This is a genomic window from Burkholderia sp. YHN3-13, from assembly GCF_055810675.1.
This window is the reverse complement of the sequence record NZ_JBVVNQ010000001.1, coordinates 984,886-997,486: the sequence shown is the minus strand read 5'-3', so window position 1 is coordinate 997,486 and position 12,601 is coordinate 984,886. Positions and strand designations below refer to the sequence as shown.

At 67.7% G+C, this 12,601-nt stretch carries 11 protein-coding genes; 5 read left to right on the top strand and 6 right to left on the bottom strand.

Going from position 1 to position 12,601, the window contains the following annotated elements; translation table 11 throughout:
• Nucleotides 1-75: 75 nt before the first annotated feature.
• The 3 genes from AC0KUR_RS04505 to AC0KUR_RS04495 all read right to left on the bottom strand — a co-directional run bounded on the left by AC0KUR_RS04505 (nt 76) and on the right by AC0KUR_RS04495 (nt 3,497).
• Nucleotides 76-1,215, bottom strand: coding sequence for an acyltransferase family protein (locus AC0KUR_RS04505; RefSeq protein WP_473375434.1), 1,140 nt, complete (start codon nt 1,213-1,215; stop codon nt 76-78).
• On the bottom strand, nt 1,212-2,021 hold the full coding sequence (blaOXA, locus tag AC0KUR_RS04500; RefSeq protein ID WP_473375433.1) for an OXA-1043 family class D beta-lactamase: 810 nt from the start codon (nt 2,019-2,021) through the stop codon (nt 1,212-1,214). The genes AC0KUR_RS04505 and blaOXA overlap by 4 nt, the downstream gene beginning before the upstream one ends.
• 324 nt (nt 2,022-2,345) lie before the next feature.
• Nucleotides 2,346-3,497, bottom strand: coding sequence for a porin (locus AC0KUR_RS04495; RefSeq protein ID WP_200087263.1), 1,152 nt, complete (start codon nt 3,495-3,497; stop codon nt 2,346-2,348).
• A 551-nt stretch (nt 3,498-4,048) separates the two neighbouring features.
• Between AC0KUR_RS04495 and AC0KUR_RS04490 the strand changes: the two genes are divergently transcribed.
• The 3 genes from AC0KUR_RS04490 (at nt 4,049) to AC0KUR_RS04480 (ending at nt 6,958) form a co-directional block, all read left to right on the top strand.
• Nucleotides 4,049-5,086: an ABC transporter substrate-binding protein gene (locus AC0KUR_RS04490; protein WP_069704402.1), complete on the top strand. Its 1,038-nt coding sequence runs from the start codon at nt 4,049-4,051 to the stop codon at nt 5,084-5,086.
• A gap of 70 nt (nt 5,087-5,156) precedes the next feature.
• A complete protein-coding gene (locus tag AC0KUR_RS04485) occupies nt 5,157-6,122 on the top strand; it encodes an ABC transporter permease (protein ID WP_069704403.1) in 966 nt (321 codons plus the stop codon).
• 14 nt (nt 6,123-6,136) lie between these two features.
• Nucleotides 6,137-6,958, top strand: a complete 822-nt coding sequence (locus AC0KUR_RS04480; RefSeq protein ID WP_069704404.1) for a quaternary amine ABC transporter ATP-binding protein — start codon at nt 6,137-6,139, stop codon at nt 6,956-6,958.
• A gap of 18 nt (nt 6,959-6,976) precedes the next feature.
• Here the strand turns inward: AC0KUR_RS04480 and AC0KUR_RS04475 are convergent, their stop codons facing one another.
• Nucleotides 6,977-8,008: an NAD(P)H-quinone oxidoreductase gene (locus AC0KUR_RS04475; RefSeq protein ID WP_049028945.1), complete on the bottom strand. Its 1,032-nt coding sequence runs from the start codon at nt 8,006-8,008 to the stop codon at nt 6,977-6,979.
• Nucleotides 8,009-8,130: 122 nt separating this feature from the next.
• Between AC0KUR_RS04475 and AC0KUR_RS04470 the strand changes: the two genes are divergently transcribed.
• Nucleotides 8,131-9,039, top strand: a complete 909-nt coding sequence (locus tag AC0KUR_RS04470) for a LysR family transcriptional regulator (RefSeq protein WP_069704405.1) — start codon at nt 8,131-8,133, stop codon at nt 9,037-9,039.
• Between the two features lie 124 nt (nt 9,040-9,163).
• Here the strand turns inward: AC0KUR_RS04470 and AC0KUR_RS04465 are convergent, their stop codons facing one another.
• Nucleotides 9,164-9,871 (bottom strand): hypothetical protein, encoded by a 708-nt coding sequence (locus tag AC0KUR_RS04465; protein ID WP_034188530.1) that lies wholly within the window; start codon nt 9,869-9,871, stop codon nt 9,164-9,166.
• 109 nt (nt 9,872-9,980) lie between these two features.
• Between AC0KUR_RS04465 and AC0KUR_RS04460 the strand changes: the two genes are divergently transcribed.
• A complete protein-coding gene (locus AC0KUR_RS04460) occupies nt 9,981-10,883 on the top strand; it encodes a LysR substrate-binding domain-containing protein (RefSeq protein ID WP_034188529.1) in 903 nt (300 codons plus the stop codon).
• 40 nt (nt 10,884-10,923) lie between these two features.
• On the opposite strand, the gene AC0KUR_RS04455 is transcribed toward AC0KUR_RS04460, so the two are convergent.
• On the bottom strand, nt 10,924-12,591 hold the full coding sequence (locus tag AC0KUR_RS04455; RefSeq protein ID WP_175027045.1) for a GMC family oxidoreductase: 1,668 nt from the start codon (nt 12,589-12,591) through the stop codon (nt 10,924-10,926).
• Nucleotides 12,592-12,601: the final 10 nt, after the last annotated feature.

Genomic DNA, 12,601 nt, shown 5'->3' with positions numbered 1-12,601 from the left:
ATCGAAACGTCGTAAGCGGACCCTGGCCGTTTTTTCCGTTTTCGCCGCCGCGCGACAGGGATCGCCGCCGCCGCGCTACACGCGTGCGCGGTTCGTCACTTGCACCGCCGGCCGCAACGCGAGCCGCTTGATCAGGCGGTCGAGCGGCGTCGCGTAGCCGCGCGCGATGACGGCACTCAACCCGGCCGACAGCACCAGATACGCGACGAGCAACGCCAGCTTGCCGTCTCCGTGCGTGCCCGACGGCGGCCACACCGTGCGCAACGCGCCGAGCACGATCAGGTGGAACAGATACAACTCGTAGCTGAGCCGGCCGCTCCAGCGCAGCGGCGCGAGCACGCGACCGTGCGCGCGTTCGCGTTCGGCATGCGCGCCGATCAGCAGCACGGCGGTGCCGAGCGCCATCGCGGAGATGCCGGGCACATGGCTTTCGGCAATCGGCCACGCGAGATAGAGCGCCGTCATTCCCGCTGCGACGAGCCATTGCACGGGCGCGGCCGCGAGCACCTGCCAGCGCGCGCGTTCGGCCAGCAGCGCGGTGCAGCAGCCGATCGCGATGCCGTCGAAGCATGCGAAGTACGCATAGAGGAAACCGCCTTCGTCGCCCGGATGCGTGTAGCGATACACGGGGCCGATCGCGGCGATCAGCAGCCAGAACGCGAACAGCCGCCCGTCGCGGCGCAGTGCGATGCACAGCAGCGGAAACGACAGGTAGAACACCTCCTCGACCGACAGCGACCACAGCACGCCGAGCGCGTAATTGACCCAGCCGTATGCGCCGATCAGCACGTTCATCCAGAACGTGAGCGACGCGAGGTTCACGAGCCAGTACGACACGGCGATGCCCTGCGGCGCATGGTTCGTGAAGATCGGCACGCCGGCCGCCGCGAGGCCGTTGACGAGCGCGAGCAGCAGAAGCAGGCAAGGGACGATCCGCGCAATGCGCGACACGTAGAACGCGCGTACGTCGAGCGCGCCGAGGCTGCCCCAGCGGCGGCGCGCATTCGACGTGATCAGGTAGCCCGAGATCGCGAAGAACATCGTCACGCCGTAGTTGCCGTTGCGCACGATCGCGTGGATCGTGTCCCAGCCGAGCACGCGCGCGAGCGCGGTGTCGCGCAGCGGATACGCGATGTTGAAGTGATGCAGCAGCACGAGCAGGATCGACACGCCGCGCAGCAGGTCGATGCGTGCGTTGCGCGGTCCGGTGCTCATGGCGACGCGCCCGCTTCGGCGAGTGCCGGCAGCGCCGCGAGGAACGTGTCGCGCGAGCGCAGGCCGGCATTCGGCGTCTGCCGTGTGTCGTCCTGGATCAGGTTCGCGAACACCAGCGTGCGCGATCCCTTCGTCGCCCAGCCGACGAACCAGCCGTACGCATGCGCGCCGTCGTATTTGAGACCCGGCGAGCCGGTGCCGGTCTTGCCGTGCACGATCCAGCCGCCCGGTTGCGCGTCGATCAGCGTGATGCGCTCGGTCATGTCGTACGCATGCGCGCTGACGGGCAGCGTGCGGCGCACGATCTTGCGCATGAACGCGACCTGTTCGAGCGGCGAGATCCGCAGCGACGAATTGGCCCACGCGCCCATCACGCCGCTCAGTTCACCCTGCTTGCTGGTGACGTCGGCGTTGCCGTAACCGAACGCGCTGGTGTACTGCTGGAAGCGTGCCTGTCCGAGCGCCTGCGCGACCTGCTCCGAATACCAGAAGATCGACAGCTTCATCCAGCGCGCCGGGTCGGTCGGTTCGCGCCACGGCGCGCCGCCCCAGTCGGGATAGCCGGCGTGGAAGTCGAGCGTGGGCGTGTGCTCGTCCTTCAGCACGCCGGCGTCGAAACCCATCAGGCTGATCGCGACCTTGAACGTCGATGCGGACGTGACGCGGGTCGCGCAATCGCCTTGCTGCACGAGCGCCCGGCCGGTGGCGGCGTCGGCGACGACGGTACAGACGGGATGGGCATGGGCGGATGCGGCGGCCAGCAGGCCCGTGGCGAAGGCCAGCAGCGCGGTGCGGCAGTGCTTCAAGTGTTGCTCCCTGGAAAGCGTGCGGAAGGTGCGCGGGGCGGGCGGGGAAGCGGGCGGCCGCGCAATCGGAACGACGGCCTGCTTTGAAGGGGAGGGCGGATCGCGGCCGTCGGGATCACACAGTGTATCGGCTGATCGCGGGCCGTTGACCTGTCATGGTTGACGGGGTGCGTGCGGCTTTCGGCGGATGGGGCTGCCGGCGCCCGTCACGGCACGGCGTGATCCATGAAAAAACCCGCCGGCAGGCTGGCGCTTGCGGGCGGGCGAAGACACCTCGGGCCGACCGGCGCGGGTGTCGCGTGAAGGAGGGAGAACCGGGTTGCGTCAGAACTTGTGGCGCAGCGCGAGGCGCACGGCCACCTGGTTCGACGTCGACGACGGTGCGTCGGTGCCGGGGATGAAAGCGTTGTCGAGGATCGAGTTCGTCTTGTCGCCGGCGATGTGCTGGTACGCGGCCTGCACGTACACGTCGGTGCGCTTCGACAGGTTGTAGTCGGCCATCAGCCCGACCGAGTGGATTTTCGGCTTCGCGTCGCCGGTCGATGCGTCGTACTTCTCGAGCGACAGGACGTACTGCGCGCCGACCATGAATGCCGGCGTGATCTGGTACGAGCCGTTCACCTCGAAGTTCTGGTACTTGATCGCGCTGACCGTCGCCCCCGGCGCGATGATCGCGCCCGGCGTGCCGAGGTAGCCGTTGCCGGTCGGGTTCTTGTAGTTCGAGTTCGTATACGCGAAGCCGACGGTCGCGGGCCCGAACGAGTAGTTGATGCCCGCGCCGAACACGCGCATGCGCTCGGCGATGTAGCTCGCGTCGTTCGCGGTGATCGCACCGGCCGAGCCGTCGCCCGGGCGGTTCGCCTGCAGGTAGGCGGCGCCGATCAGCAGCCCGTTGTTCTGGTACTGCGCGCCGAAGCTGTAGGCGCGGTTGTCCGAGAAGTTCGTGCTGTTGCTGAAGCTGTACGCGCCGCCGAACTGGAAGCCGCCGAAGTTCGGGCTTGCGTACTTGACGGTGTTGTCGAGCCGGAACGAGTTGTCGGTGTTGTCGTTGTCGAACGGATGCGCGAGCAGGTAGCCGCCCCAGTTGCCGTTGGCGGTGGTTGGCGCGAGATAGTCGACGACGGAATCGTACTGGCGGCCGAACGTCAGCGTGCCGTACTGCGTCTGGCTCAGGCCGACGTACGCCTGGCGGCCGAACATGCGGCCGCCCTGGTTGAGGCGGCCGGTGTTCACGTCGAAGCCGTTTTCGAGCTGGAAGATCGCCTTCATGCCGCCGCCGAGATCCTCGGTGCCCTTCAGGCCCCAGCGGCTGCCTTGTGCGTAGCCGCTGGCCATCTCGTAGACGTGGCCGGTGCCGACGTTGTTCGTGTAGTTCAGGCCTTCGTCGATTACGCCGTACAGCGTGACGCTGCTTTGCGCGAACGCGGGCGCTGCGAAGGTTGCCGTCACGGCGAGCGCCGTCAGGGTCTTTTTCATTGAGATCTCCGGGATATCCAGCGTGTATCGGTTGTCGTGAGCGCGTCCGGCGAGGCGCGCCCCCGTCATCCGGGGCGATCCGGCGCCGCGCGCGGCGCCGGCAACGTGCGGCGGCGCGGCAACGGCGGCGTCGGGTCGTGTCTCCTCCGATGACACCGCGCATTCTTCCCAAGCCGATACGGATTCGAAAGCGAGTAATTTCGATGGACGGGATCGGGTTCGCCAATGGGGGCGGCGCAGGCCGTTTCGACAGTCGAAACGGCGGGGACGGCGCGGCCGTTCGACACCGGCCGGGCGGCGTTCGAACAGGCGCACGCGCCGGGCCGTGACCGGCTGCCTGCAATCGCCTGCAAGGCCCGTCCGGCGGGCCTCCTGGGGGCGACGGCGATCGATTGGCGCCGCCGATTGCAATGATCGGAATTACTCGTTTCCCTAAACAAAATGGCCGCTCGAACATGCAGGCTGACCGGACGTGGATGCATTCACGATGCGCCGGTTGCCGCGCATGCCGCGACGCACAAACAACAGATTCGATTTGGAGACGACCCACCATGCAGATTCGACGACTGAAAACGGTCCTTCTCGCCGCCGCGGCGATCCTGTCCGCGCCCGCGGCCCACGCGGCCGGCGGCGCGTGCGCCGACGGCAAGACGGTCCATTTCGCGGGCATCACATGGGAGAGCGGGTCGTTCGCGACCGAGGTGCTGCGGCAGATCATGGAGAAGGGCTACGGCTGCAGGACGGACGTCGTGCCGGGCAGCACGGCCGCCACCGAAACGGCGCTCGCGCGCAACGACCTGCAGATCTGGGCCGAGCAATGGACGGGCCGCAGCGAGATCACCGCGAAGGCCGTCTCGTCGGGCGCCGTGAAGCTGATCGGCGACACGCTGCCCGGCGGTACCACCGAAGGCTGGTTCGTGCCCGACTACGTGGTGAAGGGCGATCCGGCGCGCAACATCAAGCCGGTCGCGCCGGGGCTCGCGTCGGTCGACGATCTGCCGAAGTACAAGCAGGTGTTCGCCGACGAGGAGGAGCCGGACAAGGGCCGCTTCCTGAACTGCCCGACCGGCTGGGACTGCGAGCGCGTGAACACGCGCCTGTTGCGCGTGCTGAAGCTCGACCAGTCGTACACGAACTTCCATCCGGGCACGGGTGCGGCGCTGGATGCGGCGATCGCGTCCGCGTACCAGCGCGGCGCGCCGATCGTGTTCTATTACTGGGGCCCGGCCGCGCTGATGGCGAAATACAAGTTCACGGCGCTGAAGATGCCGGCCTTCAACGAAGCATGCTGGAAGACGCTGCGCGACGAGAGCAGCACGCATCAGTGCGCGTCGTCGTACATGGTGTCGCGGCTGACGGTCGGCGTGTCGAAGCCGTTCGCCGATGCGAACCCCGATCTCGTCGGCGTGTTCGGCAAGGTGCGGTTTCCGATGGACTTCCTGAACCAGACGATCCTCGAGATGACGACGAAGAAGATCGACGGCGCGGCGATGGCCACGCAGTTCCTGAAGACCCGCCCGGACATGTGGAAGCAGTGGGTGCCGGCCGACGTCGCGCAGAAGATCGCCGGCAGCCTGAAGGGCGCGTAACCTGCGCGCGGCGGCGGGCCCGCGCTCGCCGCCGCCGTCACGCGCCTTCGCGGCGCGACGGAGAATCAACATGAACGGCTTCTTCCTGCACCTGTCGATCGCCGACTGGGTCAACCGCGCGCTCGAGACGTTCGTCGCGCAATACGGCGACAGTTTTCATCACTTCAGCACGTTGCTGCTGCGCTACCTGCTCGTGCCGCTCGAAGGCGCGTTGCGCATGGCGCCGCCGTGGCTCGTGCTGCTGGTCGTCGGCGCGATCGCGTGGAATGCGACGCGCCGCATCGGCCTCGGCGCGCTCTTCATGCTGCTGCTCTACGCGATCGGCTGCTTCGGCCTGTGGGACAAGCTGATGCAGACGCTCGCGCTGATGCTCGTCGCGACGATGCTGTCGGTCGCGATCGGCGTGCCGGTCGGCATTCTGGCGTCGCGCAGCGCGTGGTTGCGGCGGATGCTGCTGCCGGTGCTCGACGTGATGCAGACATTGCCGAGCTTCGTCTACCTGATCCCGGTGCTGATGCTGTTCGGCCTCGGCAAGGTACCCGCGATCCTCGCGACGATCATTTACGCGTTGCCGCCGCTGATCCGCCTGACCGATCTCGGCATCCGCCAGGTCGATCCGGACGTGACGGAGGCCGCACGCGCGTTCGGCACCACGCGCTGGCAGCTGCTCGTCAACGTGCAATTGCCGCTCGCGCGGCCGAGCATCATGGCCGGCATCAACCAGACGACGATGATGGCGCTGTCGATGGTCGTGATCGCGTCGATGATCGGCTCGCGCGGGCTCGGCGAGGACGTGCTCGCGGGCATCCAGACGCTCGACGTCGGCAAGGGCACGCAGGCCGGCCTCGCGATCGTGATTCTCGCGATCGTGATCGACCGGATCAGCCAGGGCTTCGGTCAGGAGCGGCGCGCGCGGCGGCGGCTTGCGCAGCAGCGCCGGCAGAAGGGAGCATCGCGCGTGCCGTACCGGCTGCCGCGCAACGCGTCGGCGCCGAGCGTCGATTCGAATCAGGCGACGCAATCGTCGCGCGCATAGGAGCGGAGACAGACATGGCGACCATCGACGTCAAACACGTGTACAAGCTGTTCGGGCCGCAGGCCGTGCATGCGCGCGTGCTCGACCTGCTGCGGGCCGGCAGGCGCAAGGCCGACGTGCTGGCCGAAACCGGCTGCAACGTCGGGCTCAACGACGTGAGCCTCGGCATCGAGTCGGGCGAGATCTTCGTGATCATGGGGCTGTCGGGTTCCGGGAAATCGACGCTCGTGCGGCACTTCAACCGGCTGATCGAGCCGACGGCCGGCGAGATCGTGATCGACGGCAGCGACGTGATCAAGCTCGACGCGCACGGGCTGCGCGAGCTGCGCCGCTACAAGGTCAGCATGGTGTTCCAGAACTTCGGGTTGCTGCCGCACCAGACCGTGCTCGACAACGCCGCGTATGCGCTGCGCACGCGGGGCGGGAAGCGGCACGACGCGGCCGACGCGGCGCGCAACTGGCTGACGAAGGTCGGGCTCGACGGCTACGGCGATCATTACCCGGACGAGCTGTCGGGCGGGATGCGGCAGCGCGTCGGGCTGGCGCGCGCGCTGGCGGCCGACACCGACGTGCTGCTGATGGACGAGGCGTTTTCGGCGCTCGATCCGCTGATCCGCACCGAGATGCAGGATCAGCTGCTCGAGCTGCAGGCGACGCTGTCGAAGACGATCGTGTTCATCACGCATGATCTCGACGAGGCGCTGCGCATCGGCGACCGCATCGCGATCCTGCGCGACGGCACGCTCGTGCAGGTCGGCACGCCCGACGATATCCTGTCGCGGCCGGCCGACGATTACGTGAAGCGGTTCGTCGAGAAGCGCACGAGCGTGAACTGACCTGGCGCGCCGTCTTGCTCAGGCCGCACGGTGCGCGGCCGTCGTCAACACGATCTTGCCGATGTGCACGCCCGAATCGATCAGCGTGTGCGCATCGCGCGCGTCGTCGAGCGAGAAGGACCGAAACACCTGCGGCCTGACCGTGCCGGCCGCCACGTGCGGCCACAGGTGCCGTTCCAGCTCGGCGATGAGCGCGCCTTTCTCCTCGGGCGTGCGCGAGCGCAGCGTCGAGCCGATGTGCGTCAGGCGCTTGGTCATCATCGGCCACACGTCGAGTTCCTTCGCCGGCCCGTTGAGCGCGCTCACCTGCAGGATCCGGCCGTTCATCGCCGCGGCCCGGTAATTGCGCGCGACGTAGTCGCCCGCGATGATGTCGAGGATCACGTCCACGCCGCGGCCGGCGGTGATCCTGTCGACTTCGGCGACGAAATCCTCTTCCCGGTAATGCACCGCGTGATCCGCGCCCAGCCGCAGGCTCGCGGCGCGATGAGCTTCCGAGCCGACCGTCGTGATGACGGTCGATGCACCCATCGCCTTCGCGATCATCGTCGCGGTGGTGCCGATGCCCGACGCGCCGCCGTGGACCAGCACCGATTCGCCGGCCTGCAGCCGTCCGCGCTGGATCAGGTTCAGCCACACCGTCAGGAACGTTTCCGGCATCGCCGCGGCTTCGATCATGTCGAGGCCGGGCGGCAGCTTCATCGTGGTGAGGCGGTGGGCGACCGCGTATTCCGCGTAGCCGCCGCCCGTCACCAGCGCGCTGACCCGATCGCCCGGGACGAATTCGCGCACGGCCTCGCCGGTCGCGACGACTTCGCCCGCGAGCTCGAGGCCCGGGATGTCGGACGCGCCGGGCGGCGGGTGGTAGTGCCCCTTGCGTTGCAGCACGTCCGGGCCGTTCACGCCGGCGGCGTGAACCCGGATCAGCACTTCGTCGGCGTTCGGCCGCGGCACCGGGCGCCGTGTCGTTGCCAGCACCTCGGGGCCGCCGGGGCGGGTGATTTCGACTGCCGCCATGTCGGCGGGAAGGGGCGCGTGCGTACCGGACATGTTTGCCTCGCAACGGGTAGATGAGTGATCGGTGAAAAAAGTATAGGCTTCGGGGTTGATGAATTCGCGCAGCGATTTTCAAGACCACAGATGCAAATTTGCATCACTTCAGGAGAAGGCCTTTGAACTGGGACGACGCGCGGATTTTTCTCGCCATCCACCGGGAACGCAGCCTGCGCGGCGCCGCGCGGGTGGTCGGGCTCGACCAGGCGACGGTCGGCAGGCGGCTCGCGGCACTCGAGCGCGCGCTCGGCGCGACGCTGTTCCTGCGCACGTCGGCCGGTTACGTGCCGACCGCGGTGGGCGAGGTTGCGCTGCGCAACGTGGAGAAGATGGAGCAGTCGGTGATTGACCTGATGCGGCAGACCCAGGGCGTCGACCGGCGCCTTGCGGGTGACGTGCGCGTGACGACGACCGATACGATCGGGCTCGAATTCGTGATGCGCGCGATGCGCAACCTGCACGACGAGCATCCGGACGTGCGTGTGCTGCTCAACACGTCGACGCAGGTGGAGAATCTCGCCAAGCGCGAGGCGGACATCGCCATCCGCACGATCAAGCCCGACAACCCCGATCTGCTCGTGCGCCGGCTTGCTGCGTGGCCGACGGGGTTATACGCGTCGGCGGACTATCTGGACCGGCATGGCGAACCGGTGCCCGGCACCGGCTTCGACGGCCACGATCTCGTGTGCTTCCTGCCGCACCTGAATGCGCGCCGCCCGCTCACGATGGTCGGCGAGCCGGTTCGGGCCGGACGGATCGTGTCGGGGCTGAATTCGAATCTCATGCTGCGCGCGGCGGCGCGTGCCGGGCTCGGGCTCGCCGAACTCCCGGTGCCGATCGCGGAGCGAGACGGGCTGGTGCGCGTGTGGCCGGCGCGTACGTCGGCGCGCCCTTACGAAGTCTGGATGGTGACGCACAAGGATTTGCGGCATACCGCGCGGATGAGCGCGATGATCGATCACATCGTGCGGGTGTTCGACGCCGTGCCGGCATCGGGCGGTGCTTGGGGGGATGCCGGGCACGTGTGACGCGAGCCGGAAGGGCGGCAGGCCGCGACGGGATGCGGGCCGTCCGCGTCGATCGGCGCGGTGCAACGCGCCGCGCCGCGCCGTGCCGTGCCGTGTTTCATTCCGGTTCGCGTATCGCCTGCCGTTACGGTTCGATCGACAGATACCTCGGATAGCGCCCGCTGCCGTAGTTGTCAGGCATCCTGCATTTCTGGTAACACTGCGTCAGCCGGAACGCGGCCTTCTCCCGGTCCGTGTCGTCGCCGTCCTGCAGCCAGATCGCGTGGCTTTTCTCCGCGAGCAGGATCAGCAGGCGCCGTCTGGTGGCTGACAGGGCCGAACGCTCCAGCAGGTCGCAGACGAGATTGGCCGTGACCATGCCGAACAGCCGGCGGTGCTCGCGGCAGTCGCTGGACGCGAGCAAGTGCATCGCTTCGGCGAATGCCGCTTCCGCCTCGGCCGCGGATTGTTGAAGCGTGATCGCGGGGAGCGCGAGTGCCGTGACGTAGAGGCGATCGTCGGCGTCGAACCGGTCGAGCGGCGCATGCAAGTCCCGCGATTTCTCGAGCACCGCATGCTGGCGATCGATCCGCCGGCGCGCATCGGCCGGTGCATCGTCGTGCGCGTCCACGAGTCGTTCGAGCGCGTCCATTCCCGCTTCCCAGTCGCCGAGATGCTCGCCGAATACATGCGTCACGAGCGCCGCCAGCTCGACGAGGTCCTGCGCGCCCATCGGGAGCGCCAGCCGTTCCCGCAGGCGGGTCGCGACCGCTATCGGCTGCTTCGTATGCTCCTGCCAGTCCCGGATCAGCAATTCGCGCAATGGCTCGTCGTGTACCTGCATTGTTTCCATGCATTCCTCCGTTCGGTTGCACGAATGGTAGGAGCGGGGATCGCGTGTGTACAGTGCAGGTTTGTCAGATATATGATGCATTCAACGCAAATCTGCGAGGAGCGCGGCGTTGAACCGGATCGACCTGAACCTGTTGCTGGCGCTGAAGGCGCTGATCGACGAGGAAAGCGTGTCGCGCGCGGCGCGCAGCCTCGATTTGAGTCCGTCCGCGATGAGCCGGACCCTTGCCCGCGTTCAGGACGCGATCGGCGACAAGGTGCTGGTACGCGCGGGCAAGGGCATGGTGGCGACCGAAACGGCGCGCCGGCTGAAGGCGCCGCTCGACCGCATCCTGCAGGATGTGGAACAGCTGCTCGGTGCGCAGCACCGGTCGATCGACGCGCAACGCGTGTTCAACATCAGCGCCAACGACGGATTCATCGATTCGTTTGCGGTGCCCATCATCGAGCAGGCGTACGCGGCATGGTCGCATGCGAAGCTGCGGTTCCTGCCCAAGCACGAGAAGACGGTGGCGCGGCTGCGCAGCGGCGAAGTCGATATCGAAATCGGCGTGATCGGCGAGACGGGGCCGGAAATCATGGTCCGCAAGCTGTTCGACGACCGCATGGTCGGCGTGCTGCGCAAAGGCCATCGGCTGGCGCGGCGCCGGATGACGCTGGACGCGTACCTGTCCGTGCCGCACATCAGCGTGTCGCGCAAAGGGCGGTTTCACGGGCCGATCGACGATGCGCTCGGCGAGCAGGGGCGCGAGCGGAACGTGATCGCGGTGGTGCCGAACTTCAAATCGGGCATCGAGCTGGCCCGGCGTTCGGACTGGATCGTGCAGGTGCCGGAGAAGCACACCGCTCAGGCCCGGCGAGACGTCGTGACGTTCGAGTTGCCGGTCGCGACGCCGGGGCTGGCGATCTCGATCATGTGGCATCCCCGCTTCGACCGGGACACGGTGCATGCCGGGCTGCGGGACCTGATCGTGAAGGTTTGCCGGCAGGTCGTGGACGCGGGGAACGGCTGAGGGCCGGCGGCCGCCGCCGGCCCTGCCGGCGTGGCGTCACTCACTGTGCGACCGTCTCCCGTTGCGTCGACGGCATGCCGGCCCGCTCCGCCAGCGCAGCCTCCGCCAGAATCAGGTCCGCGCCCTTCTCCGCGACCATCATCGTCGGTGCATTGATGTTGCCGGACGTGATGTTCGGGAAGACCGACGCATCGACGATCCGCAGCGCCTGCAGCCCGTGCACGCGCAGCGACGCATCGACGACGGACGTCGTCGCGTCGGGCCCCATCGCGCACGAGCCGCACAGGTGGTAGATCGATCCCGATTGCTCGCGGAAATACTGCAGCATCGCTTCGTCGGTGTCGACCTGCGGCCCCGGCGAGATTTCCTCGACGGTCATCGACTTCAGTGCCGGCGCGCGCATCAGCGCCCGGATCACCTTGCTGCCCTGCACGGCTTCGTCGAGATCCTTCTGCGTGGTCAGCGCGTTGATGTGGATCTTCGCGGCATCTTCCGCGCGGTTCGACGCGATCTCGATCGTACCGCGGCTGGTCGGCCGGCACGGGTTGAACGCGATCAGGAAGCCTGAATACGGCTCGGGCTTGATGCTCGCACGGTCGCTCTTCGGAATCCGGTACGACAGCGGGTTGAAGTACAGCTGCAGGTTCGGCTCCCGCACGTCAGCCGAGCCGCGGAAGAAGCCGCCGGCCTGGTTCACGCTCATCGCGAGCGGGCCGCGCTTCGTCAGCAGGTAGCGCAAGCCGATCTTCATCTTGCCGAGCAGCGTGCCCATCTCGTCGTTCAGCGTCGGCCGGTTCGCCTTGAAGTAGAAGCTCACGCACAGATGGTCCTGCAGGTTGCGGCCGACGGCCGGCAGCGCATGCACGAGCGGCACGCGCCGGCGCGCCAGCAGCGCCGGATCGCCGACGCCCGACAATTGCAGCAGCTTCGGCGTATCGACCGCACCGGCCGCGAGGATCACCTCGCGCGCCGCGACGAGCGTTTCGTCGCCGCCTGCACCGGCCACGACCACGCCGGTCGCGCGCGTGCCGTCGAACGTCACGCGCCGCACCATCACGCCCGAGCGCAGCGTGAGGTTCGCGCGCCCCAGTGCGGGCCGCAGGTACGCGAAGCTGCTCGAACAGCGCTCGCCGTTCTTCGTGTTCAGGTCGTAGATGCCGGCGCCTTCGAACTGCGCGCCGTTGAAATCGTCGGTGCGCGGCAGGTTCAGTTGAGCGCAGCCCTTCAGGAACTCGTGGACGATCGGATGCACGTCGGCCTTCATCGACGTGATGTGGATCGGCCCCGTCGAGCCGTGATGCCGCGGATCGGTGGCGCCGGCCGCGTGGGTTTCGAGCTTGCGGAAGTACGGCAGCACGTCGTCGTACGCCCAGCCGGGATTGCCGGCATTCGCCCAGTCGTCATAGTCGCTGCGTTGGCCGCGCACGTAGACCATCGCATTGATCGACCCCGACCCGCCGACCACCTTGCCGCGCGGGCAGTACAGCTTGCGGTCGGCGAGCTGCGGCTCGGGTTCGCTGTAGTACATCCAGTTGTAGCGGCGGTTGTAGTAAGTCTTCGTGAAGCCGACCGGCACCTTGAACCAGAACGAGGCGTCGCGTTCGCCCGCCTCGAGCAGCAGCACCGAGTGGCGGCCCGATTCGCTGAGGCGGTTCGCCAGGATGCAGCCGGCCGAGCCCGCGCCGACGATGATGTAGTCGTAGCTCATGTCGTGTCCT

Coding starts and splice junctions, on each gene's coding strand:
- AC0KUR_RS04505 (WP_473375434.1), bottom strand. CDS start 1,215: ATGAGCACCGGACCGCGCAACGCACGCATCGACCTGCTGCGCGGCGTG.
- AC0KUR_RS04495 (WP_200087263.1), bottom strand. CDS start 3,497: ATGAAAAAGACCCTGACGGCGCTCGCCGTGACGGCAACCTTCGCAGCG.
- AC0KUR_RS04490 (WP_069704402.1), top strand. CDS start 4,049: ATGCAGATTCGACGACTGAAAACGGTCCTTCTCGCCGCCGCGGCGATC.
- AC0KUR_RS04485 (WP_069704403.1), top strand. CDS start 5,157: ATGAACGGCTTCTTCCTGCACCTGTCGATCGCCGACTGGGTCAACCGC.
- AC0KUR_RS04480 (WP_069704404.1), top strand. CDS start 6,137: ATGGCGACCATCGACGTCAAACACGTGTACAAGCTGTTCGGGCCGCAG.
- AC0KUR_RS04475 (WP_049028945.1), bottom strand. CDS start 8,008: ATGTCCGGTACGCACGCGCCCCTTCCCGCCGACATGGCGGCAGTCGAA.
- AC0KUR_RS04465 (WP_034188530.1), bottom strand. CDS start 9,871: ATGGAAACAATGCAGGTACACGACGAGCCATTGCGCGAATTGCTGATC.
- AC0KUR_RS04455 (WP_175027045.1), bottom strand. CDS start 12,591: ATGAGCTACGACTACATCATCGTCGGCGCGGGCTCGGCCGGCTGCATC.